Here is a 26,739-nt window from a genome sequence, read left to right as displayed (position 1 = left end):
CGGCCTGCGGCCTTGCTGACAAAGGAAGAGTAGACGGGATATCCGGCGCCGCCAACCGCTTTCTAAGGCTTCGAGAGGATCAGAACGCGGGAAATCTCGCCCAAATCCGCCCTTTCGCCCCGGACCAGGAGCCCAGCCTCCCGCGCCAGCGCGGAGACGGCGGGCGCCTGTCCTTGCCCCAGCTCCAGGAAAGCGCGCCCCCCTTCGGTCAGCAGGCAGGGGAGCCGGGCCACAATGTCGCGATAGGCGTCCAGTCCGTCCGCCCCTCCATCCAGGGCCGAGTCCGGCTCGTGCCGCGCCACCTCGGGCATCAGCCCTGCGATGACGTCGCTCTCGATATAGGGAGGGTTGGACAGAATTGCATCGAACCTTCCCGAAATCGCGTCGGACCAATGCCCTGCGAGGAACTGGGCGCGATCGCCAAGCCCGTTGCGGGCGGCGTTCCGGCGCGCCAGCGCGACCGCCTCGGGCACCAGGTCGATGCCCACGCCACTCGCCCGGGGCGACTCGGCCAGCGCCGCGAGCAGTAGGCAGCCCGTCCCCGTGCCCAGGTCCAGGATACGCTGGGGGGAGATGTCCTCGGCCAGCAACGCCTCGATCACCGTCTCCGAGTCGGGGCGCGGAACGAGGGTCGCGGGGGAGACCTCCAGTTCCAGCGTCCAGAAGCCCGTGAAGCCGGTGATATGCGCCAGCGGCTCGCGTGCCATGCGCCGTTCCAGCATGGAATGGAAGCGCGTCGCGGCCTCGGGTGGGACTTCGGCGCGCGGGTCGCGCAGCAGGTCCTCGGCGGTGGCGCCCATGGCATGGCCGAGCAGCAGCCGGGCCTCCTGCCGCGCGCCCTCGATGCCCGCCTCGCGCAGCGCCTGCCCGCCCTGGCAGAGCAGGACGCCGATGCTGCTCACCCCTCCTCCGCCAGCCGGCGGGCCTCGTCCTCGCTGACCAGGGCGTCGAAGATCTCGTCCATCTCGCCCATCATGACGCGATCGATCTTGTGCAGCGTCAGGCCGATACGGTGGTCCGTCACCCGGCCCTGGGGGAAGTTGTAGGTGCGGATGCGCTCGCTCCGGTCGCCCGTGCCGACCTGGCCGCGGCGGTCGGCGGCGCGCGCGGAATCCAAGGCCTGGCGCTGCGCGTCGTAGATCTTCGCGCGCAGCATCTTCATCGCCTTGGCGCGGTTCTTGTGCTGGCTCTTCTCCTCCTGCATCGCCACAACGGTCCCGGTCGGGATGTGGGTGATGCGCACCGCGCTGTCCGTCTTGTTGACGTGCTGCCCGCCCGCGCCCTGCGCGCGGTAGGTATCGATGCGGAGGTCCTTGTCCTCGATCCGGATGTCCACCTCCTCCGCCTCGGCCAGCACGGCCACGGTGACGGTGGAGGTGTGGATGCGCCCCTGCGTCTCGGTCGCCGGCACGCGCTGGACGCGGTGCACGCCGCTCTCGAACTTCAGCCGCGCGAAGACGTCCTTGCCCTCGATCTCGGCCGAGGCACCCTTGATGCCGCCCAGCTCGTTCTCGTCGTATTCGAGGATGCTGAAGCGCCAGCCATGACCCTCGGCGTATTTCTGGTAGGCGCGGAACAGCTCCCCGGCGAAGAGGCCGGCCTCGTCGCCACCGGCGGCCGGGCGGATTTCCAGGATGGCGCTGCGTGAATCCGCCTCGTCGCGGGGCAGCAGCATCAGGCGGATCTCACGCTCCAGCCTGGGCAGGCGCTCCTTCGCGTCGAGCAGCTCGGCCTCGGCCAGCTCCTTCATCTCCGGGTCGGCCAGCAGGGTCTCGGCCTCCTCGCGCGCCGTCTCCAGCGCACGGTACTCGCCGACCTTCTCGACCAGCGGCTCCAGCCCCGAGAGTTCCTTGGAGATGGTGCCGATCTCGGCGCCGCCCGCGGTCTCCAGCTGCGCGCGGAGCTCGGCCGCGCGGAGCATGACCCGGTCGAGCGAGGCGGGAAGGCTCATCCGCGCAGCCGCTCCACAAGGGCGGTGAGCGCCACCTCCTCCTGCGTGCCGGCGTCGAGGTCACGCAGCTGGGCCACGCCCTTCGCCGCCTCGGCCTCGCCGATGATGAGGGCGGCGCGCGCGTTCTGCTTGTTCGCGCGCTCCATGCGGCGCTTGAGATTGCCGCGATACCCCATCTCGGCCGCGATGCCCGCGGCGCGCAGCGACTGCAGCACATCGACCGCCACCCGCTCCTCGGCCTCCGAGACGGGGATTACGGTAACCAGCCGATGCGCGGCGGGCGTCAGGCCCGCGACCTCCATCAGCATGGCCAGCCGCTCGATGCCTGCCGCCCAGCCGACGGACGGCGTGGCCGGGCCGCCCATCTCCTGCACCAGGCCGTCATAGCGGCCGCCGCCCATGACCGTGCCCTGCGCGCCGAGGCGGTCGGTCACGAATTCGAAGGCCGTGTGGCTGTAGTAGTCGAGGCCGCGGACGATGCGCGGGTTCTCGCGATAGGGCACCTTGAAGCCATCGAGGTGCCGCCGGAGCGCATCCCAATGGGCGCGCGCGCCCTCGGTCAGGAAGGCCTCGATGGTCGGCGCGCCGGCGACCAGCTTGCGGTCGCCCTCGTCCTTGCTGTCGATGATGCGCAGCGGGTTCTTCTCGAGCCGGCGCTTGCTGTCCTCGCTCAGCGCCTCGCGATGCGCGGAGAAATAGGCGATCAGCTCGGCGCGGTAGGCCTCGCGGCTTTCCGTGTCGCCCAGCGTATTCACCTCCAGGATCGCGCCCTCGTCGAGGCCGAGCTCCTTCAGGATGTGGTAGCCGCAGGCGATCACCTCGGCGTCGGCCAGGGGCTCCGCGGCGCCCAGGATCTCGAGGTCGATCTGGTGGAACTGGCGGTAACGCCCGGCCTGGGGCCGCTCGTAGCGGAACATCGGCCCGGCGGCGAAGACCTTGCGCGGCAGGTTCGACTGGGTGAGCCCGTTGGTGACCAGCGCGCGGCAGAGGCCGGCCGTGTATTCCGGGCGCAGCGTCACGCTGTCCCCGCCCCGGTCCTCGAAGGTGTACATCTCCTTGGAGACGACGTCCGAGGTCTCGCCCAGGCCACGCGCGAAGACGCGGGTGTCCTCGAAAATGGGGGTGGCCCATTCCTCGAAGCCGTAGAGCGCGGAGATGCGCCGCGCCGTCTTGATGACGCGGTGATGCCGGCGGAACTCGTCGCCGATGAGGTCACGCGTGCCGCGCGGGGGCTGGAATTTGAGGCTGGACATGGCCTGCGGGGGTAGCCCCGGCGCGGGCCGGCGGCAAGGGGCGAAGCCGCGCCGCAGAAGATCGTTCCCATGTTGGGCGGCGCCGCGCTAGCCTCCGCCGCCCTCCCGAGGAGACGTGCGATGACGATGTCGCCTGGAACCCTCTTTCGCTTCTGGTTCGAGGAAGTGTGGAACAAGCGGGCCGCCGACCTGATTCCCGCCTACTTCGCCGAGGATGGCGTCGCCTATGCGCTCGATGCCGCGGGCGGGGACGCCCATGGGCCGGAGGCCTTCCGGGCTTTCTTCGAGACCTTCCACGACAATTTCTCCGACGTGGAATTCACCGTGCACGACGTGCTGGAGAACGGTGACTGGGCAGCCGGCCGCTGGACCTGCCGCCTGACCCACAGCGGCGACGGCTTCGGCGCACCCGCGACGGGCGAGACGCTGACCGTCAGCGGCATGACGATGATGCGGGCCGCCGACGGAAAGATCCTCGAAGGCTGGAACGAGTGGGACCGGCTGAAGCTGGCCACGACCTGCCGCATGGTGGGCGCGGTGGCTTAATTCTTTACCCCGCGCCGGGCGCAGGTTCTGGGCGCGCTCGCGCCCCGAGGCGAGGCCTCGGCCCGCGAACTGAAGCGAGCTACTCCGCCGCCTGCTTCGCCATCTGCTCGGCCGCCTTCTGGGCGTCCGCCTCGGCCTGGAGCAGCGCGGCGCGCGCCTCCACGAGGCCGACCAGATGGTCCACCATCGCGTCGGTGTCCGTCTGGTGGTCCTGCTTGCCGGCCGAATAGACCATGTGCCGGCCCGCGCCGCCGCCGGTCAGGCCGATATCGGTCATCAGCGCCTCGCCCGGGCCGTTCACCACGCAGCCGATGATCGAGAGGCTGATGGGTTGCACCACATGGGCCAGCCGCTCCTCCAGCCTCTCCACCGTGCGGATCACGTCGAAGCCCTGCCGCGCGCAGGAGGGACAGGAGATGATTTTCACGCCCCGGTGCCGCAGGTGCAGCGACTTCAGGATGTCCCAGCCGACCGAGACCTCCTCCTCCGGCTCCGCGCTCAGGGAGACGCGCATCGTGTCGCCGATGCCGGCCCAGAGCAGGTTGCCCAGGCCGATGGCGGACTTCACGGTACCCGTGCGCTTGCCGCCCGCCTCGGTGATGCCGATGTGCAGCGGGTGGTCGCAGGCATCGGCCAGCTGCTGGTAGGCCGCGACGGCGAGGAAGACGTCGGACGCCTTCACGCTGATCTTGAACTCGTGGAAGTCGTTCTGGAGGAGGTGGTCGGCGTGCCAGAGCGCGCTTTCGACCAGCGCCTCCGGGTTGGGCTCGCCATATTTCTCCAGCAGGTGCTTCTCCAGGCTGCCGGCGTTCACGCCGATGCGGATGGAGCAGCCGTGGTCCTTGGCGGCCTTGACGACTTCCTTCACGCGATCCGCCGAGCCGATATTGCCCGGGTTGATGCGCAGGCAGGCCGCGCCCGCCTTCGCCGCCTCGATGGCGCGGCGATAGTGGAAGTGGATGTCGGCCACGATCGGCACGTTCACTTCGCGCACGATCTCGGCCAGCGCCTTGGTGCTGTCCTCGTCGGGGCAACTCACGCGCACGATGTCTACGCCCGCGACCTCGGCCTTGCGGATCTGGGCGATGGTCGCCTCCGCATCCGAGGTCAGGGTGTTCGTCATCGTCTGGACGGAGATCGGCGCGTCGCCGCCGACCAGCACCTTGCCGACCCGGATCTGCCGCGACTTTCGGCGTTCGATGTGCTGGTAGGGCCGGTAGCTGCTCATGCAAATCCTCGCGGAGCGGGTCTTGCCCGCAATATAGGCCGGGGCGGCGCGATGCCAAAGGGCGGGGTCGCCCCTGGCCGCGCAGCTATTGCCGCGGCGTGGGGGTGTTCGCGCGGGCCGGGGCCGGCGGTGTCGCGGCAGGCGCCGCGGGAGCCGGGGTTGTGGTGGCTGCCGGGGCCGGAGCCGGGGCAGGCCGCGCCACGGGGGCGGCGGCGGGAGCCCCAGGCGCCGGGGTACCGGCCGCGGCAGGCGGCGCGCGCAGATGGCTCACGCTGAGCGGGACATCGCGCCGCACGCCGGACAGGGCGCCGAAGACGGGCGAGACATTGCCCTCGACCAACACATCCATCGCCTGGGCATTGCCGGTGGAAAGGATCAGCCCTTCGCGATTGGGAACGGAGAAGGTCTCACCGGCGCGCATGGTGCGGGCCAGGATATTCGAGTTGGCGCGCGTATCGCGGACCTGGGTCCAGACATCGGCCTTGGCGCGCAGCGTGATGCGCGACTGGTCGGGCGGAATATTGGCGGGAGCCGGGGCTGCGGGCTGCGCGACGGGTGCCGGGGGCGGAACCTGCACCGGCACGGGCGTGGGCACCGGCAGGGGCGGCATCCCGCTCGCGGGCGCGGGCGTGGCCGGGGTACCCGGCGCGGCGCCGGCCGGCGCAGGCGGCACGCTCGCAGCCGGGGCAGGCGCGGCGGGGGTGGTGGGGCCGGTGGCGCTGGGGCGCAGCGCCTCGCCGCTGCGGGCCGCCGGCTCGAGCCGGGAGGGAACAGCCGGGACCGCATCCACGCTGCGATTGCTGGACCCTGTCCAATTGTACCAGGCGACATAGGCGCCGATGGCGACCACCGCACCCACCAGCACCACGACGCCAGCCGGGAAGCCGCGCTCGGGAACTGGCTCGGGGAAGACGAGGTCGGCCTTGCGCGCCTGGCCGGAGACGGCGTCGCGCAGGCGGCGAACCATGTCGTCGGGGTCGAAGCCGAGATAGCCCGAGTAGTTGCGAACGAATCCAATCGCATAGGCCGGCGATGGGAGATCCTTCAGCCGCCCTTCCTCGAGCGCGACCAGATAGACCCGCCGGATACGGAGCTGGGCGGCGACATCCTCGATGGAGAGGCCGAGGGACAGGCGCGCGTCGCGCAGTTCCTCGCCGAGCCGTGCGGCATCCACAGCTGGGGCCTCCTGGGGGCGGAAGCGTTTCATGTCGTCGAACACGGACCCATCGTTAGACCTTCCCGAGGCGCGGAAAAAGCCCCTGCGTCGCGTCCGACCGAATCTTCATGCGAGGCCGCGGCGGGCCGCCAGGGCAGAGGCCGCCTGCCCGATCAGCTCGGCCACGATCTCGGCCGCAGGCTGCTCGCGCGTCACCATGCCGACGCTCTGGCCCGCCATGAGGGAGCCGTTCTCGACATCGCCTTCGATGACGGCCCGGCGCAGCGCCCCGGCCCAGAAATGCTCGATGTCGAGCTGCGCCTCTTCCTTCGCCAGCTCGCCGGCCTGGAAGCGCTTCAGCACGGCGGCCTGGTGCTCCATGAAGCGCTTGGTGCCCTCGTTCTGCAGGGCGCGGACCGGGATGACCGGAAAGCGCTCGTCGATCTGCACGGTGGGCAGCGCGTCGCGGGCGGCGCCGCGGATGAAGGCCTTCTTGAAGTTCGGATGGGCGATGCTCTCCGTCGCGCAGACGAAGCGCGTGCCGAGCTGCACGCCCGCCGCCCCCATCTCCAGGTAGGAGAGGATGGCCTCGCCGCGCCCGATGCCGCCCGCCACGAAGACCGGCACCTCCGTGATATGGGGCAGGATCTCCTGCGCCAGGACGTTGAGGCTGACGGGGCCGATATGCCCGCCCGCCTCGCTGCCCTCGATCACCAGCGCATCGGCGCCGGAGCGGATCAGCTTCTTGGCCAGCGCCAGCGCGGGCGCGAAGCACACGATCTTGGCCCCGCCCTCCTTGGCGCGCTTGATCGCCGAGCCGGGCGGGATGCCGCCGGCGAAGACGATGTGACTGACGCCGTGGGAGAGGCAGGTGTCCACCAGCTCCTCCAGCCGCGGATGCATGGTGATCAGGTTCACGCCGAAGGGCTTCTGCGTGAGCGCCTTGGTCGCCGCGATCTCCTGGTCCAGCCGGTCGGGCTCCATCGCGCCGCAGGCGATGACGCCGAAGGCGCCAGCATTGGAGAGGGCGGCGACGAGGTTTCGCTCGCTCACCCAGGACATGGCGCCGCCCAGCAGCGCGTAGCGCGTGCCGAAGAAGGCCGCGCCCCGCGCCATCAGCCGGTCGATTTCGGCATAGGCGGCGGCGGGCGCGAGGGGCTGGGCAGCCTGGTCCATTATTCGGCGTCCAGGCCGTAGGCCGTGTGCAGGGCGCGCACCGCGAGCTCGGTGTAGTCGGCCGCGACGAGCACGCTCACCTTGATCTCGCTGGTCGAGATGACCTGGATGTTGATGCCCTTCTCGGACAGCGCCTTGAACATGGTGGCCGCGACGCCCGCATGGGTCCGCATGCCGATGCCGACCACGCTGATCTTCGTCACGTCCGGGTCGGCGACGAGCAGGCCGTAGTTCAGCTCGGCCTTCGCCTTCTCCAGGATGTCGCGCGCGCGCGGCAGGTCCGCCCGGCCGACCGTGAAGGTCATGTCCGTGTTGCCGTCCTCGCCGATGTTCTGGACGATCATGTCCACGTTCACATTGGCCTCGGAGAGCGGCCCAAAGATGCGGGCGGCGATGCCCGGCCGGTCGGGCACCTTGCGAAGGGTCACCTTCGCCTCGTCCCGCGAGTAAGCGATGCCGGAAACGATCGGCTTCTCCATGATCTCGTCCTCATCCACGACCAGGGAGCCTGGCTTGTCTTCGAAGCTGGAAAGAACCTGCACCCGCACGCGCGCCTTCATGGCGAGCTCGACGGAGCGGGTCTGCAGAACCTTGGCGCCCACGGAAGCGAGTTCCAGCATCTCCTCGTAGGAAATGCGCTCGAGCTTGCGGGCCTTGGGCACGATGCGCGGATCGGTCGTGTAGACGCCGTCCACGTCGGTATAGATGTCGCAGCGGTCCGCGTTCAGCGCGGCGGCCAGCGCCACGGCCGAGAGGTCCGAGCCGCCGCGGCCGAGCGTCGTCACGCGGTTGCGCGTGGGCTCCAGCCCCTGGAAGCCGGCCACGACGGGAACCTGGCCCTGCTCCATGCGCTTGATGAGCTCGGCGCCCCGGATCTCCTCGACGCGCGCCTTGCCATGCGCGTTGTCGGTGATGATGGGAATCTGCCAGCCCTGCCAGGAACGCGCCTCGACGCCGATGGCCTGCAGCGCGATGGCCAGCAGGCCGATCGTCACCTGCTCGCCCGTCGCGACGACCACGTCGTACTCCCGCGCGTCATGCAGCGGCGAGAGATCCTGGCACCATTTGACCAGCTGGTTCGTCGTCCCCGACATGGCGGAAACCACGACGGCCACCTGGTTGCCGGCATCGACCTCGCGCTTCACGCGCGCGGCCACGTTGCGGATCCGGTCAAGGTCGGCGACGGAGGTGCCGCCGAACTTCATCACAATGCGGGACATGACTGTTCCTGACCCGGCAGGCGGGCCTTGCAGTGGGAGTGGGGGCGGGTCAGATACCGGGCATGACGCAGATGGGCAACATGGCCGGGGGCGGCGGCGGCTCCGCGGACGGCGCGGAGGTCGCGAAATTCGATGCGCTGGCCTCGGATTGGTGGAATCCCCGGGGGCCGATGGCACCGCTGCATGCCATGAATCCCGTCCGGATGGGCTGGATTGCCGAGCGCCTGGGAAATCTGCAGGGCCTGCGCATCCTGGATGTCGGCTGCGGCGCGGGCCTCGCTTCCGAATGGCTGGCCCGGGAAGGCGCCGTGGTGACCGGGCTCGACGCGGCCGGTGCCGCGCTGGAGGCCGCCCGTGCCCATGCCGCGGCTTCGGGCCTGTCCATCGACTACCGCGAGGGCATGCCGGAGGACCTCGCCGGGGGCGGCTACGACGCGGTCATCGTGCTCGAGGTCATCGAGCATGTCCCTCCCTCCCAGCGGGCGGCCTTCTGCGCCTCGCTGGCGCGGCTCGCGAAGCCCGGTGGGCTGGTCGCGCTCTCCACGCTGAACCGCACGCGGCGTTCCTGGCTCTTCGCCATCCTGGGCGCCGAGCATCTGCTGCGCTGGCTGCCGCGCGGCACCCATGACTGGAAGCAGTTCCTGCTGCCGTCCGAACTCGGCGCGCTGCTGCGTGGCGCGGGGTTGGCCGTCACCGACACGGCGGGGATGCTGCCCGGCCTCGGCGGCGGCTTCCGCATCGGTCGAGACATGGCGGTCAACTATCTGATGGCGGCCCGCAAACCGGGCTGAGCGCTCCGATTATTGCATGCCGGATGTGACAATTTGTCAAAGTTGCTGACGCAAAGCGTCCTGTATTGAAGGCGGAACGTCCTGGCAGCATGCCGGAATGGTTCGGGAACGCGCTTTGCCAGACATCGTCTCGACCCGCGGCCTCCCGCCCGAGAACCAGTTCGATGCCTGGCAGGGGTGGTTCGAGGGCATCTTCGACGTTTGTGACCTCGACGGAGGCGAGCCGCCGAGCTTCGAGGCCGAAACGCGGCACTGGACGCTTTCGGGCCTCTCGGTCGGCCAGGTCTTTGCCCCTGCCCTTCGCGCCACGCGCAGCGCCGAGCTCGTCCGGCGCAATCCGATCGATCACTGGGTCTTGGGGCTGGGTCGCAAGGACACCTTGATCGCCACCGCCTCGGCCAACCGCATCATCCGCGCCGGCACGCCCTTCGTGACTTCCCTCGGCCATTTCGTGGCCAGCGAGCGCGAGGCGGACGAGCGCCTGCACATCTACCTGCCGCGCGATAATTTCGGGCAGCTCAGCGGGCTCGACGGCCGCAGCGGGCTCGTGATGGATCGGCCGCTCGGCCTCCTTTTCGCGACCTTCCTGCGTGGCCTGGTTCGGCATCTCGCGCGAATGCCGCAGGGGGAGCGCGTGCCGGCCAGCGACGCCCTGCGGGCCATGGTCTCGGCTTGCATCGTGCCCACCGCGGATCGCATCGCGGAAGCGGCCGACCATCTCGACGCCACGCGGCTCGAGCGCGTCCGCGGCGTGATCCGGCGGCACCTGACCTCCCCGGAGTTGAACGTCGCGATGATATGCCGGGAGCTCGGCCTCTCCCGCAGCCAGCTCTATCGCCTGCTGAACGGGGAAGGCGGCGTGGGCCACTATATCCGTCGCCAGCGCCTGGAAGCCTGCTACGCGGCGTTGGCGAACCCCGAGGGCACGACGCCGATCGGCCAGATCGCGAGCGCGTACGGCTTCGAGGACCCTTCCGTCTTCAGCCGCGTGTTCCGCCGCGAATTCGGCTTCAGCCCCAGCGATGTGCGGGCGGCCGCGCAATCAGGCGCGGTCGTCGCGGCGGAAGCGCGCGTGGACCGGTCCGGCTACTTCGGGAGCACGCTGAGCGAGCAGCTTCGGGCTGCTGAGCGCACCGACTCGTCGGGGCCGCTGGCCTGAGCATGCAGGGGGTGGGGGTGGCGGACCCGGCGCGATTCGAACGCACGACCTCTGCCTTCGGAGGGCAGCGCTCTATCCAGCTGAGCTACGGGTCCAGTCCGGCGCCTCAGTAGCGCATGATGCCGCGCCGGGGAAGCCCGCTTCACGGCATCATCTTCCGCCGCCTAATCTTCCTGGCGGAGCGGCCGATAGACGCCGCCCGACAGGGAAGGAAGACCGATGCGACTCCTGCTCGCCGGCGCCATGGCGCTGGCCTTCGCGTTGCCGGCCCGGGCCCAGGCGCCCATCACCCTCGTGGTCAACTTCGTGGCCGGCGGCCCCTCGGATCTCATGGGCCGGCTCCTGGCGCCGGAGCTCTCGGCCGCGCTCGGCAGCCAGGTGGTCATCAAGAACAGCGCGGGCGCGGCCGGCGGCATCGGCGCGGCCGAGGTGGCGCGCGCCCGGCCGGATGGGCAGACGCTGCTGCTCTCGCCCATCGGCGCCATGGCGATCCAGCCGCATTTCCGGTCCGACCTGCCCTACCGTCCCGGCGATTTCGCACCGATCTGCCAGGTCGCCGACACGCCGGTCGTCGTGATGTCCGCGCCCGACAGCCCGATCCGCGACCTCCCCATCCTGCTCAGCCGGGCGCGGGAGGCACGCGGCGCCTTCAACTTCGGCTCCACCGGCCCGGGCTCCCTGCCCCATATCGCGACCGTGGCCCTGGCCCGCGCGGCGGGGGTCGAGATGACGCACATCCCCTTCCGCGGAAACGCCGAGGCCGTGACGGCGCTGCTGCGCGGCGACGTCTCGATCTTCGCCGATCAGCCCGGGACGCTGCGCGGCAACAACCTCCAGGCCGTGGCGATCCTCTCCGAGCAGCGCGTCGCCGAATTCCCCCACACGCCGACGCTGCGCGAGCAAGGCCTCGACATCGTCTATTCCATCTGGTCCGGCATCTTCGCCCCGGCGGGAACGCCGCCGGAATTCCTCGCCCGCGTGGAGGCGGCCTGTCGCCGCGCGCTCCAATCGCCCGCCGTGATCGCGGGCTTCGAGCGGCTGGCCACGCCCATCGTCTTTCGCGGCCAGCGCGACTTCGCCGCCTTCTGGGCGTCGGAACTCGAGAAGTTCCAGGGCGTGGTCCGCGCGGCCGGCCTCCGCCCGGGGGACTGACGGCTTGCCCGGCGCGGGAAGGGCAAGCAGTCTCCCGCCGCAGCCAGGAGGAGCGATCGCATGACGGACGACACCCCGCGACCCGTGGACGGGCTCGTGACGCCGCGCTTCGCCGCGCCCGCAACCTTCATGCGCCTGCCGCTGCGCGACTCGGCCGAGGAGATCGACATCGCCCTCCTCGGCATTCCCTTCGATGGCGCGGTCACCAACCGCCCCGGCACACGGCACGGGCCCCGCGCGCTGCGCGACGCTTCCTGCCTGATGCGGCGCGTCCATCCGGTGAGCCTTATCGAGCCCTACCGGCTCTGCCGCATCGCCGATCTCGGCGATGCGGAGACCAATCCGGTGGATGTCATGGCCACGCTCAAGCTCGTGGAGGAGCGCGCGGCGAAGATCCGCTCGACCGGTGCCTGGGTCTTCGGCGTGGGCGGCGACCATCTGATGTCCCTGCCCCTGCTGCGCGCCCTGAAACGGGCGGCGCCGTCCACGCCGCCGCTCGGCATGGTGCATTTCGACGCGCATTCCGACACGACCGACACCTATTTCGGCGGCACGCGCTACACCCACGGCACGCCCTTCCGGCGCGCCATCGAGGAAGGGCTGCTCGATCCCCGGCGCGTCGTGCAGATCGGCATCCGCGGCTCGCTCTACGAGCGCGACGACATGGCCTATGCCGAGTCCGTCGGCATCCGCATCATCCGGATCGAGGAATGCGAGGAGCTGGGCCCGGACGGCATTGCGGCCGAGGCGCGGCGGGTAACGGCGGGCGGGCCCACCTATCTCACCTTCGACATCGACAGCCTCGACCCCGCCTTCGCGCCCGGCACCGGCACGCCGGAGGTGGGCGGCCTCACCCCGCGGGAGGCCATGCGCATCCTGCGGGGATTGCGGGGGATTCCGCTGGTCGGGGCTGATCTCGTCGAGGTCTCGCCCCCCTTCGACCCGGGCGGCAACACCGCCATGGTGGGAGCGACGATGATGTTCGAAATCCTCTGCCTTCTGGCCGAGGCCCGCGCGGCCTATTGAATTTCTCCATCCGACCCGCGAGATTGCCGCAGTGCAGAGCCGCACCCGACGCCCCCAGTTCTTCTATACGACGACCCCGCTCCCCTGCCCGTACCTGCCGGGCCGGACGGAACGGAAGATCGTGACCGAGCTCACGGGCGCGGATTCCGAGACCCTGCACGACAAGCTCTCGCGTGCCGGGTTCCGGCGCAGCCACAACATCGCCTATTCGCCGGTCTGTCCGGGCTGCCGGGCCTGCATCCCTATCCGGGTCCGCGCCGCCGATTTCGAGCCGAACCGCACGCAGCGGAAGATCCTGGCCCGCAACGCGGACCTGGAGGTCCGCGCCACCCCGGCCCGCGCGACGGCCGAGCAGTTCGCGCTGTTCCAGCACTACCAGCAGACCCGCCATCCCGGCGGCGACATGGCGGCGATGGGCTTCTACGACTACCGCGCCATGGTCGAGGACACGCCGATCACCACGGGCCTCGTCGAGTTCCGCGACGCCGGCGGCAAGCTGCTGGGCGGCTGCCTGGCGGACTGGCTCTCGGACGGGCATTCGGCCGTCTACAGCTTCTTCGCGCCCGAGGAGGATCGCCGCAGCCTCGGCACCTTCGCGGTCATGTGGCTGCTGCAGGAGGCGAAGCGCGTAGACCTGCCCTATGTCTACCTGGGCTACTGGGTCCCGGAGAGCCGGAAGATGTCCTACAAGGCCGGCTTCCGGCCCGCCGAGGTGCTGATCCACGGCAATTGGCGCGCCCTCGGCGAAGAGGTTCCCCTGACCGGCGAGGCCGTGATCGCGGGCTGAGGCCCGCGACGGGACTCTAGCGCCGCCCGCCGCCCGGCCGCTGCCGGATCAGGTCATAGACCAGCGAGCAATCGCCGCCGCGGCCGGGGTGGCTGCCCGTGAAGCGCCGCGCATTGTTCGGCCCCTCGAAGATCTGCCCCTCGCCCGGCCCGAAGGTGCCGATGCGCGGCAGGCTGACGGCGGCGTTGGGCCCGATCGTCGCCTCCAGCGGCGGGTCCCCCGGCAGCCCCGGGATGGTCATGGTGGCGCCATGGACCTCCGCCGCGAGAAGCTGCCGGCCGGAGCGCCCCGTCCGCCGGCACTCCTGCACCCGATGCCCCACATAGACGCCATCATGCGGGCCGGTGCGCTGGGCGAAAGCCGTATCGGGAAGCAGCGCGGAGAGCGCCAGGAGGGTCAGGCTCAAAACTCGCATCACTCAGTTCCCGAAACGATTGGCACGCGGAAATCCGTTGGGCGGCAGCTTGCCGGCGCCGGCCCGGTTCCCGCGCCAAGCCGTCAGATCCATCTCGGTCCGCGTGCGCTCGCCGAGCTGCCAGGTCAGCCCCTCAGCCATCGCGAAGACCTTGGCGTCCGCGAGGCCCCCATCCTTGTAGGATTGCAGTTGCACACCGCGCCCGCGCGACATCACGGGCAGCTGTTCCAGCGGGAAGACGAGCAGCTTTCGGTTGTCGCCCAGCACGGCCACCGCATCGCCCTCGCCCGGCACGCAGAGCGCGGCGCGCGCCGCGCCCTCGAGCGACATGATCTGCTTTCCGGTGCGCTTCTCGGCCACCAGCTCCGCACCCTCGACCAGGAAGCCCTTCCCGTCCGTCGCGGCGACCAGGTACTTCGCGCCCTCGGTCGGCAGGAAGAGCGCCAGCACGCTGTCCTCGTTGGGCAGGTCCACGATCAGGCGCAGCGGCTGGCCGTCGCCGCGGCCGCGCGGCAGCGTCTCGGCGCGCAGCGTGTAGGCCTTGCCGTTGCTGGCGAAGACCACGACGCGGTCGGTGCTCTGCACATGCAGGCGGAAGGCGAGCGCGTCGCCTTCCTTGAAGCGCAGCTCCGCATCCTCGGCGAGGTGGCCCTTGAAGGCGCGGATCCAGCCCTTCTCGGAGAGCACGACCGTCAGCGGCTCGCGCTCGATGAAGGCGCTCTCGTCCACCACCACGGCGGGGATCGCGGTGCCATGGGCCGTGCGGCGGTCGCCCAGCGCGCCCGAGCCGAACTTCTTCCGCGTCTCCTCGATCTCCTTGCCGATCGCCGTCCACTGCTTGGCCGTGCTGGCGAGGAGGCCCTGGAGCGACTTCTGCTCCTTGGTGAGCTTCTCGTGCTCCTTGCGGATCTCCATTTCCTCGAGCTTGCGCAGCGCGCGCAGGCGCATGTTGAGGATGGCTTCCGCCTGCACCTCGGTCAGCTCGAAGCGCTTCATCAATTTAGGTTTAGGCTCATCCTCGGTGCGGATGATGCGGATCACCTCGTCGAGGTTGAGATAGGCGATGAGATAGCCGCCCAGCACCTCCAGCCGCCGCGCGATGGCGGCGAGGCGATGGTTGGTGCGGCGGATCAGCACCTCGTGCCGGTGGTCCAGCCAGCAGCGCAGCGCCTCGCGCAGGCCCATGACGCGCGGCGTGCGCGTCGCGTCCAGCACGTTCAAGTTGAGACTGAAGCGGCTCTCCAGCTGCGTCGCGCGGAACAGCGTCTCCATCAGCACCGCGGGCTCGACGCTCCGGTTGCGCGGCTCCAGCACCAGGCGGATGGTCTCGGCGCTCTCGTCGCGCACATCGGCGAGCAGCGGGAGCTTCTTCTCCTCCAGCAGCAGCGCGATCTGCTCGATGAGGCGCGACTTCGCGACCTGGTAGGGAATCTCCGTGACGATGATGGTCCAGGCGCCGCCCTTGTTGCGCTCAACTTCCCACTTCGCGCGGATGCGGAAGCCGCCGCGGCCGGTCTCGTAGGCCTCGGCGATGGTCTCGGCGCTGTCCACCAGCACGCCGCCCGTCGGGAAATCGGGGCCGGGGACATGCTTCAGCAGGTCGGCGGTCGTGGCCTTGGGGTTCTGGATCAGTTCCAGCGCGGCGGCGCAGAGCTCTCCCGCATTGTGCGGCGGGATGTTCGTCGCCATGCCGACGGCGATGCCGCTCGCGCCATTGGCCAGCAGGTTCGGGAAGGCGGCCGGCAGGACCACCGGCTCCTTGTCCTCGCCGTCATAGGTCGCGCGGAAATCGACCGCGTCCTCGTCGATTCCCGAGAGCAGCGCCTGCGCGACCTCGGTCAGCCGCGCCTCGGTGTAGCGCATGGCGGCCGCGTTATCGCCGTCGATATTGCCGAAGTTTCCCTGGCCCTCGACCAGCGTGTAGCGGGCCGCGAATTCCTGCGCCTGGCGGACCAGCGCCTCGTAGATCGAGCTGTCGCCATGCGGATGGTACTTGCCCATCACGTCGCCGACGATGCGGGCGCACTTCTTGAAGCCCGAGGCCGGGTCCAGCTTGAGCTGGTGCATGGCCCAGAGCAACCGCCGGTGCACCGGCTTCAGCCCGTCCCGCACATCGGGCAGCGACCGCGCCATGATGGTGGACATGGCATAGGCCAGGTAGCGCTCGCTCAGCGCCTCGCCGAGGCGGGTCTCGCGGACCTCGCCGGCATCCTTGGGGACCAGATCGTCAGGCATTCTCACTCGGTTCTGTCATGGTCGTCAGCCGGTCCTGCAGCATCACCCGCGCCGGGGGAAGCGGGCGGTGCTGGAGGCCGAAGGCATCCCGGGAGAGGAAAAAGCCCGTCAGGCGGAGTCCCGCAAGCCATTCCTTGGCATCTGACGGCTTCGTATCATTCCGGAGAAATTCCGGCAGGGCGAGAAGCCGGTCCGCATAGGGCTCCCCGGCCGCCCGGCTGACCGCCCGGCCCGACCTGGGCGAGACCCAGACCAGCTCCTCCGTGGCGCCGGTGGCCGCGCAGCTCGACAGGTCCAGCCCGTAGCCGAGCTCGGCCAGCAGGGCGGTTTCCCATTGGGCCAGAAGCGGCAGGGCATGGTCCGCCCCCCGCGCCAGCGCCGCGATGACGCGGACCAGCCCATGGAAGCAGCTGGCGTGGGCCTCGCGCTCCGGCAAAGCACCCTCGGCCACCGCGCAGGCGGCCGTCAGCACCGAAAGCGCCAGAGGATCCTCCATGGCGTGGGCCGCGGCCGCATGGACCATCTCGCCCGAGATGCTGCCGAGCTGTTCGGACAGCCGCCCTACCCAGCGCGCCTCGATCAGATTGCCGGGCTGCCACAGCGCGGCCTGCGCGCGGGAGGCGCCGCCCTTGGCCAGGCCAGCGTGGCGGCCGTGCTCCTCGGTCATCACGGTCACAACCAGGGCGCCCTCGCCATGCGGGCGGGTCGCCAGCACGATCGCGGGCGCGGCCCATTCCAGGCTCATGGGCGGCGCCACCGGGCGTAGAGCGTCATGCCCAATGCCACGAGGAAGGACAGGCCGGTCGCCGGGACGCCCGCGAGGAAGAAGGTCAGGTCGCTGTACCAGGGGCAGCGGCCGTGGAAGTTGCAGCTGGGCGCGAAGCCCAGGCCGAGTCCGGTCAGCACGCCGAGGAGGATCGTGACGATCCAGGCCTTGCGCCAAGCGGCCACCCGGTCAGCCCTCGTCCTCCAGGCCGAGCGCCCGGATGCGTCCGCGCTCCTCGTCCCAGCCCGGCCGCTCCTTCACGTTCAGGAAGAGGTGAATGGGCCGCTCCAGCAGCGCCGTCAGCTCCTCGCGGGCGCGGCGGCCGATCTCCTTGATCTTCTGGCCCTTGTCGCCGATCAGGATGGCCTTCTGCGAGGCGCGCGCGATGTAGATGGTGCAGTCCACGCGGGCGCTGCCGTCTGGCCGCTCCGTCCAGCTCTCGGTCTCGACCGAGGCGTGGTGCGGCACCTCCTCATGGGTCTGGCGCAGGATCTGCTCGCGCACCACCTCGGCCGCCAGCATGCGGTTGGGCAGGTCCGACAGCTCGTCCTCGGGGAACATCCAGGGGCCGGGCGGCATCGCCTCGGCCAGCTTCTCGCGCAGCCGGTCGAGCCCTTTCTCCTTCTCGGCCGAGATCATGAAGGTCTCGTTGAAGGGCAGCAGCTTGTGCAGCTCCGCCGCCAGCGGCAGCAGCTGCTCGCGCGGGATGAGATCCACCTTGTTGAGCGCGAGCCAGAGGGTGCGCTTCTGCTCGGCCAGCTTCTCGATGATGGAGCGCAGGCCCTCGGTGATCCCGGCCTTCGCATCCACCACCAGCAGCGCGAAATCGGCGTCCTTCGCGCCCCCCCAGGCCGCCGAGACCATGGCACGGTCCAGCCGGCGGCGCGGCGCGAAGATGCCGGGCGTATCCACCAGCACGATCTGCGCCTCGCCCTCGATCAGCACGGCGCGCACGCGGAAGCGCGTGGTCTGCGGCTTGGGCGAGACGATGGTGACCTTGGTGCCCGCCATGGCGTTCACCAGGGTGGACTTGCCCGCATTCGGCGCACCCAGGATGGCGACGAAGCCGCAGCGCTGCCGCTCCGGCGCAATGGGCGTTTCGTTCATGGCGTCACTCCCGCGAGCCAGGCTTCGGCTGCCGCCTGCTCTGCCGCTCGCTTGTTCTCGCCCATGCCCTGCGCCGCGCGCCCCGCCGCCGTGACGGTGACGACGAAGACAGGCGCATGCGAGGGGCCCTTGGCCGAGACATGTTGATATTCGGGCAGGCCGAGGCCGCGCCCCAGCGTCCATTCCTGCAGCCGGTTCTTCGGGCTGACCGGCGGCTTGGCATCGGCCTCGATGGCCGCCGCCCATTCCTTCCGCACCACGCGCTTCGCGGGCTCCAGCCCGGCCTCGACGTAGAGCGCGCCCAGCACCGCCTCCAGCGCATCGGCCAGCACCGTCGCCCGCGCGCGCAGTCCCGTCCGCCCCTCGGAAGCCGGTACGCGCAGCGCCTCGGCGAAGCCCATCGCCTCGGCGATCGGGGCGATTACGTCCTGCGAGCAGAGGCTGGCCAGCCGCTTGCCGAGATCGCCCTCACGCTCCTGCGGAAAGCGCTCGGCGAGCCATTCGGCCATGCAGAGGCCGAGCACCCGGTCGCCCAGGAACTCCAGCCGCTCGTTGGAATCCAGCATGCGGCGGCGCGGATCGGCCGCCGATCGGTGGGTCAGCGCCTGCGCCAGCAGCGCAGGGTCGCGGAAGCGGTAGCCGAGGCGCTCCTGCAGCGCCTCGCTCATCGAACCACGGTGAAGAGCCGCGTCCAGCGGATGGCGAAGGGCCAGCCCCACACCTCCCACCAGCGGGCGCTTCCGTCGACCGAGAAGAAGATGAACTCGGCGCGGCCCACCAGGTTCTCCACCGGCACGAAGCCCACCGCGCTCGGCACCCGGCTGTCCAGGCTGTTGTCGCGGTTGTCGCCCATGGCGAAGACATGCCCGTCAGGCACGCGGAATTCCGGCGTGTTGTCGAGCGGCCCGTCATCCGACTGCTCGATGATGAGGTGCGAGCGGCCGCTTGGCAGGAATTCCCGCAGCAGCTGCACCGTCATGCGCGGCCCGTCGCCCTCGGCCACGAAGGGCCCCAGGCGCTCCAGCCGGACCGGCTGGCCGTTGATGTGCAGGATTCCGCGGCGCACCTGGATGATGTCGCCCGGCAGGCCGATGATGCGCTTGATGTAGTCCTGGCTCGTATCGCGCGGCAGCTTGAAGACGGCGACGTCCCCCCGCTGCGGCATGGCGCCCCAAATCCGGCCCGAGAAGAGATTCGGGCTGAAGGGCATCGAATGCCGCGAATAGCCATAGGAATACTTGGAGACGAAGAGATAGTCGCCCACCAGCAGCGTCGGGATCATGGAGCCCGAGGGGATGTTGAACGGCTCGAAGGCGACGGTGCGGATGCCGATGGCGATCAGGGCCGCATACACGACCGTCTTGACGCTTTCGAGCCAACCGCCGCCAGACTTCTTCTTGGCCGCAAGGGTGGTGGTTTTAGCCATTGAGGGTGACCGCGCGATGAAGGACCGGGATTGAGCCTAGCCCCCGGCCGGAGTCAAGGAAGGGGCCGATTCGTCCGGGACCGCCGAGATGATGACGATGGCGCTGGCGTAAGGATACTCGTCGGTCATGGTCAGTGCGATCTCGGCGCGGTGGCCGGGCGGCGTCATGGCCGCGAGGCGCGCGGCGGCCCCTCCGGTCAGCCGCAGCGTGGGTTGCCCCGAGGGCAGGTTCACCACGCCCAGATCCTGCATGAAGACCCCGGCGCGGAAACCGGTGCCCAGCGCCTTGCTCGCCGCCTCCTTGGCCGCGAAGCGCTTGGCATAGGTGCCCGCGCGCAGCCGCTCGGTCCGGCGCTCGGCCTTGGCCCGCTCGGCGGGGGTGAAGACGCGCTGCAGGAAGCGCTCGCCATGACGCTCCAGCACCGCCTCGATCCGGCGGATGTCGCAAACGTCATTCCCGATGCCCAGGATCATATTGTGCCCCCAGACGCCGGGCGGCCGGGTTCCGGCGGGGCGCGCTCGTCTTTCATCGGTTGGTCTGGCTCAGTTCTTGGCGCGATCGACGCGGATGACGCCCTCGCAGGCACGCAGCGTGCCCATGAGCTCGGCGAGGTGGCGGGTATCGCGGACCTCGACGTCGAGGTTGAGGTCGCATTCCTCGTCCTCGCGCCGGCCCAGGCGGAGGTTGGTCAGCACCGCCTTCTGCTTGCTGATGGCATTGGCCACCGAGGAGAGCAGCTGCGGCCCGTTCACCGCCTGCACCGTGAGCCGCACCACATGGGTGGCCGGACCCAGCGCCCCCTGCTCCCAGTCGACGTCCAGGAACCGCTCGGGCGTCGCCGAGAAGTTCTCCAGCATATGGCAGTCCTGGGTGTGGATGGTCACGCCCTTGCCCGTGGTCACGATGCCGACGATCCGGTCGCCCGGGATGGGGTGGCAGCACTGGGCGAAGTGAAGCTGCATCCCCGCCACCACGCCCGTGATGGGCGCGGCCGGCACCGCCGTCTGCTTGGCCGAGCCTGAGCGGCCCAGCCGCGCGCGGCCGGAAACCAGCGCCGTCGGCTCCACCGGGCGCTGCGGCCCGCGCAACTCGGGGAAGGCCGCGTGCACCACGTCGCGCGCCGAGATGCTGCCGCTCGCGACCTGGTGGTACATTTCCTCCACGCCGGACTGGCGCAGCGCCTTCACCGCGGGTTCCAACAGCTTTTCCTGGAACTCCAGGCCGTTCATGCGGAAGGCCTTCACGATGGCCGTCCGGCCCTCGTCGCGCTGCTTCTGCTTCTCCTCGGCCTGGGCGAAGCGGCGGATGCGGGCCTGCGCCTTGCCCGACTTCACGAATTTCAGCCAGGCGGGATTGGGTTGCCCGCCCTTGGCCGTGATGATCTCGACCTGGTCGCCGTTCTCGAGCTTGTCGTGCAGCCGCACGATGCGCCCGTTCACCTTGGCGCCGACGCAGGCGTCGCCGACCTGGCTGTGGACGTGATAGGCGAAGTCCACCGGCGTCGCGTCGCGCGGCAGCTCGATCAGGTCGCCCTTGGGGGTGAAGCAGAAGACCAGCTCGCGATGGAGTTCGAGCTTCGTGCTCTCCAGCGCCTCGTTGGCCTCGTCCTCGGTCTCGAGGATGTCCACCAGCGCCCGCACCCAGGGGAAGCTGCGGGCGGGCTGCGCCGCCTGCGGACCCTGCTTGTAGATCCAGTGCGCCGCGAAGCCGTATTCGGCGATGTGGTGCATCTCGCGCGTGCGGATCTGCACCTCGATCTTGGCCTCGTCCCGCCGGCCCGGCAGCAGCACGCCCGTGTGCAGCGACTGGTAGCCGTTGGTCTTGGGGGTGGAGATGTAGTCCTTGAAGCGGCCGGCGATGACCTTGTAGGCGTCGTGAATCGCACCGAGCGCCAGATAGCAATGCGCCCGCTCCGGCACGATGATGCGGAAGGCCATCACGTCCGAGAGGCCCTCGAAGGCGACGTTCTTCGCCTGCATCTTGCGCCAGATCGAATAAGGGGACTTCGCCCTGCCCTGCACTTCCTCATAGGGCACGCCGTTGACGTCCAGCGTGTCCCGCAGCTCCTGCTCGATCTCGGGGATGATGTCCTCGGAGCGGCCGCGCAGATAGGTCAGGCGTTGCGCGATGGTGGCCCAGGCATCCGGCTTCAGCTCGCGGAAGGCGAGCGTCTCCAGCTCCGTCTTGAGCTGCTCCATGCCGATGCGCTCGGCGAGCGGCGCGTAGATGTCGAGCGTCTCGCGCGCCGTGCGGTTGCGGCTCTCCGGCTTGGTGACGAAGGCGATGGTCCGCATGTTGTGCAGGCGGTCGGCCAGCTTCACCAGCAGGACGCGCAGGTCCTCGCTGACGGCGAGCAGCAGCTTGCGGAGATTCTCGGCCTGCTTCGTGCGCTCGCTCTGCACCTCGATGCGCGAGAGCTTGGTGACGCCATCCACCAGCCGCGCGATCTCGGCGCCGAAGCGGCGCTCGATTTCCGGCAGCTTGTGGTCGGTATCCTCCACCACATCGTGGAGAAGGGCGGTCGCGATGGTCTCGGTGTCCAGCCGGTAGCCGGCCAGGATCTCGGCCACGGCGACGGGGTGGATGATGTAGGGTTCGCCGTTCTGGCGGGCCTGCTTCGCATGCGCCTCGGCGGCGAAGCGCCCGGCGCGGAGCAGGAGGTCCGCGTCAAGACGCGGATCGGCCTCGCTGATGCGGGAACAGAATTCGAGGACGGCGTCGAGGCCGGGCGGCGGCGCCATGCCCGCCGCCAGGCCTTCGGGCGCGCGCGCTACCGCCGGTTCGTCCGGGGTGGCGCGCGGTTTCAAGCGGCGGCCCTCAGTCCGACTGGCCGCCCAGCTCGGCGGCGAGCTGCGCCTCGAGGTCGTCGGCGGAGAATTCCTCGGCGCCCATATCGGCCGGAAGCTCCTCGTTGACGTCCATGACGCCGAAGATGTTCTCGTTCGTGTCGATGAGGTCCATCACCTCGTCCTCGACGGGCTCCGGCTCCGGGGCGCGGCTGAGGGACTTGATGAGGTCCTGCTCCAGGGCGGGCAGCTCGACGGTCTGCTCGGCGATCTCGCGCAGGGCCACGACGGGGTTCTTGTCGTTGTCGCGGTCCAGGGTCAGCGTCTCGCCCCGGCTGATGTTGCGGGCGCGCTGGGCGGCGAGCAGAACCAGCTCGAAGCGGTTCGGAACCTGGAGGATGCAGTCTTCGACGGTGACGCGCGCCATGAGGTACCTCGGGCAATAGGGGGACGGGCGCAGATGGCGCTGCGCCGCGGCGAACCTTCCAGATAAGCGTTTGCGCGCGACTCCGCAACCCGCCTCACGGGCCGAGCGGCGCGAGCTCCTGCCGGGGCAGGGCCGCGATCAGCGCGGCCACCCCCTCTCCGGTGACGGGATGATGCCAGCCGGGCGCGACCTCCGCCAGAGGGTGCAGGACGAAGCCCCTCTCCGCCATGCGGGGGTGCGGCAGGATGGGCGAAGGCCCGGCCCGGACCATGCCTCCCATATCGAGAAGGTCGAGGTCGAGCGTGCGCGGCGCGTTGGGATAGGGCCGCGCGCGGTGATGGGTGGCCTCGATGGCGTGCAGGGCGGCCAGCAGGCCCTCCGGCTCCGCGCTTCCCTCCAGCCGGGCCACCCCGTTCACATACCAGGGCGAGGCCGGGTCCGGCGGGATGGGCGCGCTGCCCCACCAGCGGGAGAGCGCGACCAGGCGCAGCCCCGGCAGCGCGGCCAGCGCCACGGCCGCGGCCCGGCACGTGTCGCGCGGGGCGGCACCATCCGGCCCCGGCAGGTTGGCCCCGATGCCGACGAGGATCAAAGCCCCTTCCCCGCCATCAGCGCCTGGGTCGAGGCGAAGGAAGGCAGCCGGCCCGCGAAGCTGCAGGTGCCGAGCTTCTGCATCTCGCCCGCCGCCTCCAGGATGCCGCCCAGCGCGGCCCGCGGCATGGCGGAGCCGAGGCTCGCGCGCCGCACGCCCGCCGCCGCCAGCTCGCCCATGGAAAAGGCGCCCGTGCCCCCGGTCAGCACCGTCACGGGCACCGGCATGGCGGCGCAGAGCTCGGCCACGTCCTCGATCCGCGTCAGGCCCGGCGCGTAGACGGCATCGGCGCCCGCCCCCGCATAGGCGCGCAGACGCGCGATGACCCCGGGCAGGTCCAGGCACCCGCGCTGCAGCCCCTCGCAGCGGGCCGTGACGTGGAAGCCGTGCGGCGTGGCCCGGGCGGCCGCGACCGCCGCGCGCACGCGATCGACCGCCTCCGGCTCGGGATAGAGGGGCGGGTCCATGCGGCCGGCGCTGTCCTCGATGGAGCCGCCCGAAAGTCCGATATCGGCCGCCAGGCGCACGGTCTCAGCCACATCCTCGAACCCGTTCTCCAGGTCGGCGAAGACCGGCAGGTGGGTCGCGGCCAGGATCGCGCGGGCATTGGCCAGCGTCTCCTCCAGGCTGACGCCGCCCAGCCCGTCCGGCCGGCCGAAGCTGTAGGCGAGCCCGGCGCTGGTCGTCTCCAGGGCGGGGAAGCCCATGGCCGTCAGCAGCCTCGCCACGCCGGCATCCCAGGCGCTGGGCAGCAGCACGCAGCCGGGTTGGGAGAGAAGGATCCTGGCGGCCTGGGCGCGCTCGGCTGGGTCGGTCATGGCTCCCGCATTACGCCAGATTGACCCGCCGCGCATCGCCGCCCAATTTGGCCGGACAAGCAAGAATGTCCGGGAGAAACGTATGCTTCGCCGCCACCTGGCGCTGGGAATGGCCGCCATGCCGGCCCTCGCGCACGCCCAGGCCGGGTTTCCGCAGAGGCCCCTGACCTTCCTCGTGCCCTTCTCCGCCGGCTCGGGCACCGACATCCTGGCGCGGCTCGTCGGCCCCTCCACGGCCCAGGCGCTAGGCCAGACCGCGATCATCGACAATCGTGGCGGCGCGGGCGGGACGATCGCGGTCGGCATGGCGCTGCGGGCGCGGCCGGACGGGCACACGCTGGTCGTTTCCGGCACCAGCACCGTGCCCATCAACCGCGCGCTCTACACCAACCTCGGCTACGACCCGCATCGCGAGCTGGCGCCGGTGGCCGTCAGCGTGACGGCGCCCAACGCGCTGGTGGTGAACGCAAACGGCCCTATCCGCGACCTGGAGGCGCTGATCGCCGCCCTCCGCCGGCGCGACCGGCCCACCCGCTACTGGTCCACCGGCAACGGGACCTCGCAGCATCTCTCCGGCGTGCAGCTGCTGCGCGAGGTGGGCGGAGAGGCGCAGCACATCCCCTATCGCGGCCCCTCGGAGGCGCTGGCCGGGCTGCTCGCGGGCGACACGGAATGGGGCTTCTCCGCCCTGCCCGCCGTCGTGCCGCTGGCGCGCGACGGCCGGCTGAAGATCCTGGCCGCCACGGGGATGCAGCCGGTCTCGGGCTTCCCCGACGTGCCGAACCTGGCGCGCATCGGCTTGGCGAGCTTCGCGGAGACCGATGTCTTCGTGGGCCTGTCCGTCCAGCGCGCTGTCCCGCCCGAGATCCTGGCCAGGCTGCGCCAGGCCTATCGCGAGGGCGCGGCGCAGCCCGGCATGGCGGAGCGGATCGCCGCCACCGGCTTCACGCCCGCCCCGCCCATGAGCGATGCGGAGCTGGAGGCCTTCACCGACCGCCAGGTGGCCTTCTGGGCCGATCTAGTTCGGGCCTCCGGCGCCAGGATCGACTAGGGCGACGCGCCTTCGGCGGCGGGTACCGTCACGGCCACGCGCCCGCCCTCCATCATCGCGTTGCAGGCCCTGACCAGCGGGGCGCAGGCCGAAGGGCTCGTGATCCGGCTGAAGGCCATGCGGGTCACGCGTCCTTCCTGAAGCTCGAAGGTCGCGCGGCAATCATGGCCGCCCTCGATGTTGAGGCCGACGCCCGCGAAGGAAATGCTGCCCGTTCCCGAGGGCGCGGAGCGCTCGTAGGACCAGTATTCCCTGCCGTCCGAACCGGTCGCCTTGCGGTCCGGCAGGCCGGCACAGAGCCTGAGGTCGTCCGCGACCAGCCCGGGCAGGTTCTGCTCGGCCCTGCTCACCGCGAAGCCGTCGGCGACGGTGCAGCCGCCCAGGAGCCCGCAACCGAGCAGCACGACAACCGGATGCATGCAGCGCAGCGCGTCAGCCGCGCGCCGCGAGCGCCGCCTCGATGGCGCTGGTCACCTCGGGCGCCTCGGGATCGGTGCGGGTGGAGAAGCCCTGCACCTGGGCGCCGTTCCGGCTCACGAGGTACTTGTGGAAGTTCCAGCCCACCGGCCCCGCCTCGCGCGCCGCCCAGGCGAAGAATGGGTGCGCCTCCTGGCCCTTCACATGGTTCAGCGCCGTCATCGGGAAGGTGATGCCGAACATGCCGTCGCAGAACTCGCGGATCTTCTCGGCGTCCGTGCTTTCCTGGTTGAAGTCGTTCGACGGCACGCCGATCACCGTCAGCCCCTGGGCCTCGTAGCGGTCATGGACGCGCTGGAGCGCCGCGTATTGCGGCGTGAAGCCGCAGAAGCTGGCCGTATTGGCCACCAGCAGCACCCGCCCCCGGAAGCGCGAGAGCGGCATCGCGGCGCCTTCCAGCGACTGGAAGGTAAAGCCGAAGGCATTGGCGGCGGGCGGGTTCGGCTGCGCCATGGCGGCGGGGCTCACGGCCATGCCCAGCAGCAGCGTGCGGCGGTCAACCATATCGCTCCTCCAGCCAGGGGTCGGCGTTGTTGTGATAGCCCCGCACCTCCCAGAAACCCGGCTGGTCGTCGGCACGGAGCTCGATGCGCGTGACCCATTTCGCGCTTTTCCAGAAGTAGTAGCGGGGAATGACGATGCGCGCGGGGCCGCCATGCACGCGCTCCAGCGGCGCATTGTTCCAGCTGTGCGCGACCAGCACGTCCTCGGCCGCGAAGACCTCCAGCGGCACGTTGGTCGTGTAGCCGTCATAGGAATGGAAGACGACGAAGCGCGCCTCGGGCTTCGGCCGCGCCAGCATCAGCAGGTCGCGCGAGGAGACGCCGTGCCAGATGTTGTCGTAGCGCGACCAGGCGGTGACGCAGTGGATGTCGTTCTTCCACTCCTGCTGCGGCAGGGCGTTGAAGGCTTCCCAGTCCAGCGCGAGCCGCTCCTCCACCAGCCCCTCGACGCGGAGCCGCCAGCGGTCGAGCTTCACGTCCGGCTGCACGCCCAGGTCGAGCACCGGAAAGTCGCGCACCAGTCGCTGGCCGGGGGGCAGGCGCTCCTCCTGCGGAGTGCTGCGCTCTCCGGTGAGGAGGCGGCCCTCGCGGGCCCACTTCTCCTTGCTCTGGATCAGCTTCTCCTTGATCGAGCCGGAGAAGGTCACGTCGTCGCTGGAATCGTCCATCTGCATGGATCCCGAGGCTTGA

At 70.3% G+C, this 26,739-nt stretch carries 29 protein-coding genes and 1 tRNA gene; 7 read left to right on the top strand and 23 right to left on the bottom strand.

The genetic code is table 11. The features are described 5' to 3' along the window. Positions 1-62 precede the first annotated feature (62 nt). From prmC to hisS, 3 genes are read right to left on the bottom strand one after another with little or no spacing between them, the layout of a single operon-like run. Positions 63-902: a peptide chain release factor N(5)-glutamine methyltransferase gene (gene prmC, locus WJM96_RS07145; RefSeq protein WP_424811744.1), complete on the bottom strand. Its 840-nt coding sequence runs from the start codon at positions 900-902 to the stop codon at positions 63-65. Continuing rightward, on the bottom strand, positions 899-1,951 hold the full coding sequence (gene prfA, locus WJM96_RS07140) for a peptide chain release factor 1 (RefSeq protein WP_424811743.1): 1,053 nt from the start codon (positions 1,949-1,951) through the stop codon (positions 899-901). Before prfA ends, prmC begins: the two co-directional genes overlap by 4 nt. Then, positions 1,948-3,204, bottom strand: a complete 1,257-nt coding sequence (gene hisS / locus WJM96_RS07135; RefSeq protein WP_424811742.1) for a histidine--tRNA ligase — start codon at positions 3,202-3,204, stop codon at positions 1,948-1,950. The genes prfA and hisS overlap by 4 nt, the downstream gene beginning before the upstream one ends. Before the next feature lie 120 nt (positions 3,205-3,324). Between hisS and WJM96_RS07130 the strand changes: the two genes are divergently transcribed. Further along, positions 3,325-3,750 (top strand): ester cyclase, encoded by a 426-nt coding sequence (locus WJM96_RS07130; protein WP_424811741.1) that lies wholly within the window; start codon positions 3,325-3,327, stop codon positions 3,748-3,750. 79 nt (positions 3,751-3,829) lie between these two features. On the opposite strand, the gene ispG is transcribed toward WJM96_RS07130, so the two are convergent. The 4 genes from ispG to WJM96_RS07110 form a co-directional block, all read right to left on the bottom strand. Next, on the bottom strand, positions 3,830-4,978 hold the full coding sequence (ispG, locus tag WJM96_RS07125; protein ID WP_424811740.1) for a flavodoxin-dependent (E)-4-hydroxy-3-methylbut-2-enyl-diphosphate synthase: 1,149 nt from the start codon (positions 4,976-4,978) through the stop codon (positions 3,830-3,832). 85 nt (positions 4,979-5,063) lie between these two features. Continuing rightward, a complete protein-coding gene (locus WJM96_RS07120) occupies positions 5,064-6,197 on the bottom strand; it encodes a helix-turn-helix domain-containing protein (RefSeq protein WP_424811739.1) in 1,134 nt (377 codons plus the stop codon). Between the two features lie 63 nt (positions 6,198-6,260). After that, on the bottom strand, positions 6,261-7,310 hold the full coding sequence (locus tag WJM96_RS07115) for an NAD(P)H-dependent flavin oxidoreductase (protein WP_424811738.1): 1,050 nt from the start codon (positions 7,308-7,310) through the stop codon (positions 6,261-6,263). Continuing rightward, a complete protein-coding gene (locus WJM96_RS07110; RefSeq protein WP_424811737.1) occupies positions 7,310-8,530 on the bottom strand; it encodes an aspartate kinase in 1,221 nt (406 codons plus the stop codon). The genes WJM96_RS07115 and WJM96_RS07110 overlap by 1 nt, the downstream gene beginning before the upstream one ends. A 62-nt stretch (positions 8,531-8,592) precedes the next feature. Between WJM96_RS07110 and ubiG the strand changes: the two genes are divergently transcribed. Together ubiG and WJM96_RS07100 are read left to right on the top strand one after the other, a co-directional pair. Further along, positions 8,593-9,321, top strand: coding sequence for a bifunctional 2-polyprenyl-6-hydroxyphenol methylase/3-demethylubiquinol 3-O-methyltransferase UbiG (gene ubiG, locus WJM96_RS07105; protein ID WP_424811736.1), 729 nt, complete (start codon positions 8,593-8,595; stop codon positions 9,319-9,321). 97 nt (positions 9,322-9,418) lie between these two features. Then, positions 9,419-10,480, top strand: a complete 1,062-nt coding sequence (locus WJM96_RS07100; protein ID WP_424811735.1) for a helix-turn-helix domain-containing protein — start codon at positions 9,419-9,421, stop codon at positions 10,478-10,480. Between the two features lie 18 nt (positions 10,481-10,498). On the opposite strand, the gene WJM96_RS07095 is transcribed toward WJM96_RS07100, so the two are convergent. Beyond that, positions 10,499-10,575: transfer RNA gene (locus tag WJM96_RS07095), tRNA-Arg, on the bottom strand. A gap of 124 nt (positions 10,576-10,699) precedes the next feature. On the opposite strand from WJM96_RS07095, the gene WJM96_RS07090 reads away from it, so the two are divergent. Genes WJM96_RS07090 through WJM96_RS07080 form a run of 3 tightly spaced genes read left to right on the top strand, consistent with a single transcriptional unit; the run spans position 10,700 to position 13,445 of the window. Continuing rightward, the gene (locus WJM96_RS07090; protein ID WP_424811734.1) at positions 10,700-11,632 is read left to right on the top strand and encodes a Bug family tripartite tricarboxylate transporter substrate binding protein; all 933 of its coding nucleotides are present in this window, start codon (positions 10,700-10,702) and stop codon (positions 11,630-11,632) included. Positions 11,633-11,692: 60 nt separating this feature from the next. Further along, positions 11,693-12,658 (top strand): agmatinase, encoded by a 966-nt coding sequence (gene speB / locus WJM96_RS07085; protein WP_424811733.1) that lies wholly within the window; start codon positions 11,693-11,695, stop codon positions 12,656-12,658. Positions 12,659-12,689: 31 nt separating this feature from the next. Then, on the top strand, positions 12,690-13,445 hold the full coding sequence (locus tag WJM96_RS07080) for an arginyltransferase (RefSeq protein WP_424811732.1): 756 nt from the start codon (positions 12,690-12,692) through the stop codon (positions 13,443-13,445). 16 nt (positions 13,446-13,461) lie between these two features. Here WJM96_RS07080 and WJM96_RS07075 read toward each other — a convergent pair whose 3' ends face one another. The 12 genes from WJM96_RS07075 to WJM96_RS07020 all read right to left on the bottom strand — a co-directional run bounded on the left by WJM96_RS07075 (position 13,462) and on the right by WJM96_RS07020 (position 24,018). Further along, complete coding sequence (locus WJM96_RS07075; RefSeq protein ID WP_424811731.1) at positions 13,462-13,860, bottom strand: hypothetical protein; 399 nt, start codon at positions 13,858-13,860, stop codon at positions 13,462-13,464. Between the two features lie 3 nt (positions 13,861-13,863). Further along, complete coding sequence (gene parC, locus WJM96_RS07070; RefSeq protein WP_424811730.1) at positions 13,864-16,095, bottom strand: DNA topoisomerase IV subunit A; 2,232 nt, start codon at positions 16,093-16,095, stop codon at positions 13,864-13,866. Beyond that, positions 16,088-16,834: a DNA repair protein RecO gene (recO, locus tag WJM96_RS07065; protein WP_424811835.1), complete on the bottom strand. Its 747-nt coding sequence runs from the start codon at positions 16,832-16,834 to the stop codon at positions 16,088-16,090. The genes parC and recO overlap by 8 nt, the downstream gene beginning before the upstream one ends. A 2-nt stretch (positions 16,835-16,836) precedes the next feature. Beyond that, entirely contained in the window at positions 16,837-17,046 is a 210-nt protein-coding gene (locus tag WJM96_RS07060) for a hypothetical protein (protein WP_424811729.1), read from the bottom strand. A gap of 4 nt (positions 17,047-17,050) precedes the next feature. Beyond that, positions 17,051-17,968, bottom strand: coding sequence for a GTPase Era (gene era / locus WJM96_RS07055; RefSeq protein WP_424811728.1), 918 nt, complete (start codon positions 17,966-17,968; stop codon positions 17,051-17,053). Next, positions 17,965-18,636, bottom strand: coding sequence for a ribonuclease III (rnc, locus tag WJM96_RS07050; RefSeq protein WP_424811727.1), 672 nt, complete (start codon positions 18,634-18,636; stop codon positions 17,965-17,967). The genes era and rnc overlap by 4 nt, the downstream gene beginning before the upstream one ends. Then, positions 18,633-19,394, bottom strand: a complete 762-nt coding sequence (lepB, locus tag WJM96_RS07045; protein WP_424811726.1) for a signal peptidase I — start codon at positions 19,392-19,394, stop codon at positions 18,633-18,635. Before lepB ends, rnc begins: the two co-directional genes overlap by 4 nt. Before the next feature lie 36 nt (positions 19,395-19,430). Further along, positions 19,431-19,868 (bottom strand): holo-ACP synthase, encoded by a 438-nt coding sequence (gene acpS, locus WJM96_RS07040; protein WP_424811725.1) that lies wholly within the window; start codon positions 19,866-19,868, stop codon positions 19,431-19,433. Positions 19,869-19,937: 69 nt separating this feature from the next. After that, positions 19,938-22,136, bottom strand: a complete 2,199-nt coding sequence (locus tag WJM96_RS07035; RefSeq protein ID WP_424811834.1) for a RelA/SpoT family protein — start codon at positions 22,134-22,136, stop codon at positions 19,938-19,940. A gap of 76 nt (positions 22,137-22,212) precedes the next feature. After that, a complete protein-coding gene (gene rpoZ / locus WJM96_RS07030) occupies positions 22,213-22,608 on the bottom strand; it encodes a DNA-directed RNA polymerase subunit omega (RefSeq protein WP_424811724.1) in 396 nt (131 codons plus the stop codon). Between the two features lie 94 nt (positions 22,609-22,702). Then, positions 22,703-23,200, bottom strand: a complete 498-nt coding sequence (folK, locus tag WJM96_RS07025) for a 2-amino-4-hydroxy-6-hydroxymethyldihydropteridine diphosphokinase (protein WP_424811723.1) — start codon at positions 23,198-23,200, stop codon at positions 22,703-22,705. Then, positions 23,197-24,018, bottom strand: coding sequence for an isocitrate lyase/PEP mutase family protein (locus WJM96_RS07020; protein WP_424811722.1), 822 nt, complete (start codon positions 24,016-24,018; stop codon positions 23,197-23,199). The genes folK and WJM96_RS07020 overlap by 4 nt, the downstream gene beginning before the upstream one ends. Before the next feature lie 82 nt (positions 24,019-24,100). Between WJM96_RS07020 and WJM96_RS07015 the strand changes: the two genes are divergently transcribed. Further along, on the top strand, positions 24,101-25,069 hold the full coding sequence (locus tag WJM96_RS07015) for a Bug family tripartite tricarboxylate transporter substrate binding protein (RefSeq protein ID WP_424811721.1): 969 nt from the start codon (positions 24,101-24,103) through the stop codon (positions 25,067-25,069). On the opposite strand, the gene WJM96_RS07010 is transcribed toward WJM96_RS07015, so the two are convergent. Genes WJM96_RS07010 through WJM96_RS07000 form a run of 3 tightly spaced genes read right to left on the bottom strand, consistent with a single transcriptional unit; the run spans position 25,066 to position 26,717 of the window. Beyond that, positions 25,066-25,488 carry a hypothetical protein gene (locus WJM96_RS07010; protein WP_424811720.1) on the bottom strand — a complete coding sequence of 141 codons (423 nt, stop codon included), beginning with the start codon at positions 25,486-25,488 and terminating at the stop codon, positions 25,066-25,068. The genes WJM96_RS07015 and WJM96_RS07010 overlap by 4 nt on opposite strands. A gap of 13 nt (positions 25,489-25,501) precedes the next feature. After that, positions 25,502-26,050 carry a glutathione peroxidase gene (locus tag WJM96_RS07005; RefSeq protein ID WP_424811719.1) on the bottom strand — a complete coding sequence of 183 codons (549 nt, stop codon included), beginning with the start codon at positions 26,048-26,050 and terminating at the stop codon, positions 25,502-25,504. Beyond that, the gene (locus WJM96_RS07000; RefSeq protein WP_424811718.1) at positions 26,043-26,717 is read right to left on the bottom strand and encodes a sulfite oxidase-like oxidoreductase; all 675 of its coding nucleotides are present in this window, start codon (positions 26,715-26,717) and stop codon (positions 26,043-26,045) included. Before WJM96_RS07000 ends, WJM96_RS07005 begins: the two co-directional genes overlap by 8 nt. Between the last annotated feature and the right edge of the window lie 22 nt (positions 26,718-26,739).

The sequence above is a fragment of the Roseococcus sp. YIM B11640 genome (assembly GCF_049727625.1).
Lineage (GTDB): Bacteria > Pseudomonadota > Alphaproteobacteria > Acetobacterales > Acetobacteraceae > Roseococcus.
Note: the sequence above shows the minus strand (reverse complement) of the source record. Positions and strands in the feature narration are given on the sequence as shown.

What these genes read in the sequence shown, in the direction of transcription:
- prfA (WP_424811743.1), bottom strand. Translation starts at nt 1,951, where the DNA reads ATGAGCCTTCCCGCCTCGCTCGACCGGGTCATGCTCCGCGCGGCCGAG.
- WJM96_RS07000 (WP_424811718.1), bottom strand. Translation starts at nt 26,717, where the DNA reads ATGGACGATTCCAGCGACGACGTGACCTTCTCCGGCTCGATCAAGGAG.
- WJM96_RS07100 (WP_424811735.1), top strand. Translation starts at nt 9,419, where the DNA reads ATGGTTCGGGAACGCGCTTTGCCAGACATCGTCTCGACCCGCGGCCTC.
- WJM96_RS07015 (WP_424811721.1), top strand. Translation starts at nt 24,101, where the DNA reads ATGCTTCGCCGCCACCTGGCGCTGGGAATGGCCGCCATGCCGGCCCTC.
- speB (WP_424811733.1), top strand. Translation starts at nt 11,693, where the DNA reads ATGACGGACGACACCCCGCGACCCGTGGACGGGCTCGTGACGCCGCGC.
- WJM96_RS07115 (WP_424811738.1), bottom strand. Translation starts at nt 7,310, where the DNA reads ATGGACCAGGCTGCCCAGCCCCTCGCGCCCGCCGCCGCCTATGCCGAA.
- ubiG (WP_424811736.1), top strand. Translation starts at nt 8,593, where the DNA reads ATGACGCAGATGGGCAACATGGCCGGGGGCGGCGGCGGCTCCGCGGAC.
- lepB (WP_424811726.1), bottom strand. Translation starts at nt 19,394, where the DNA reads ATGGCTAAAACCACCACCCTTGCGGCCAAGAAGAAGTCTGGCGGCGGT.
- acpS (WP_424811725.1), bottom strand. Translation starts at nt 19,868, where the DNA reads ATGATCCTGGGCATCGGGAATGACGTTTGCGACATCCGCCGGATCGAG.
- era (WP_424811728.1), bottom strand. Translation starts at nt 17,968, where the DNA reads ATGAACGAAACGCCCATTGCGCCGGAGCGGCAGCGCTGCGGCTTCGTC.
- WJM96_RS07090 (WP_424811734.1), top strand. Translation starts at nt 10,700, where the DNA reads ATGCGACTCCTGCTCGCCGGCGCCATGGCGCTGGCCTTCGCGTTGCCG.
- WJM96_RS07035 (WP_424811834.1), bottom strand. Translation starts at nt 22,136, where the DNA reads ATGGCGCCGCCGCCCGGCCTCGACGCCGTCCTCGAATTCTGTTCCCGC.
- WJM96_RS07010 (WP_424811720.1), bottom strand. Translation starts at nt 25,488, where the DNA reads ATGCATCCGGTTGTCGTGCTGCTCGGTTGCGGGCTCCTGGGCGGCTGC.
- WJM96_RS07020 (WP_424811722.1), bottom strand. Translation starts at nt 24,018, where the DNA reads ATGACCGACCCAGCCGAGCGCGCCCAGGCCGCCAGGATCCTTCTCTCC.
- rnc (WP_424811727.1), bottom strand. Translation starts at nt 18,636, where the DNA reads ATGAGCGAGGCGCTGCAGGAGCGCCTCGGCTACCGCTTCCGCGACCCT.
- WJM96_RS07130 (WP_424811741.1), top strand. Translation starts at nt 3,325, where the DNA reads ATGACGATGTCGCCTGGAACCCTCTTTCGCTTCTGGTTCGAGGAAGTG.
- hisS (WP_424811742.1), bottom strand. Translation starts at nt 3,204, where the DNA reads ATGTCCAGCCTCAAATTCCAGCCCCCGCGCGGCACGCGTGACCTCATC.
- WJM96_RS07110 (WP_424811737.1), bottom strand. Translation starts at nt 8,530, where the DNA reads ATGTCCCGCATTGTGATGAAGTTCGGCGGCACCTCCGTCGCCGACCTT.
- WJM96_RS07005 (WP_424811719.1), bottom strand. Translation starts at nt 26,050, where the DNA reads ATGGTTGACCGCCGCACGCTGCTGCTGGGCATGGCCGTGAGCCCCGCC.
- ispG (WP_424811740.1), bottom strand. Translation starts at nt 4,978, where the DNA reads ATGAGCAGCTACCGGCCCTACCAGCACATCGAACGCCGAAAGTCGCGG.
- parC (WP_424811730.1), bottom strand. Translation starts at nt 16,095, where the DNA reads ATGCCTGACGATCTGGTCCCCAAGGATGCCGGCGAGGTCCGCGAGACC.
- rpoZ (WP_424811724.1), bottom strand. Translation starts at nt 22,608, where the DNA reads ATGGCGCGCGTCACCGTCGAAGACTGCATCCTCCAGGTTCCGAACCGC.
- WJM96_RS07075 (WP_424811731.1), bottom strand. Translation starts at nt 13,860, where the DNA reads ATGCGAGTTTTGAGCCTGACCCTCCTGGCGCTCTCCGCGCTGCTTCCC.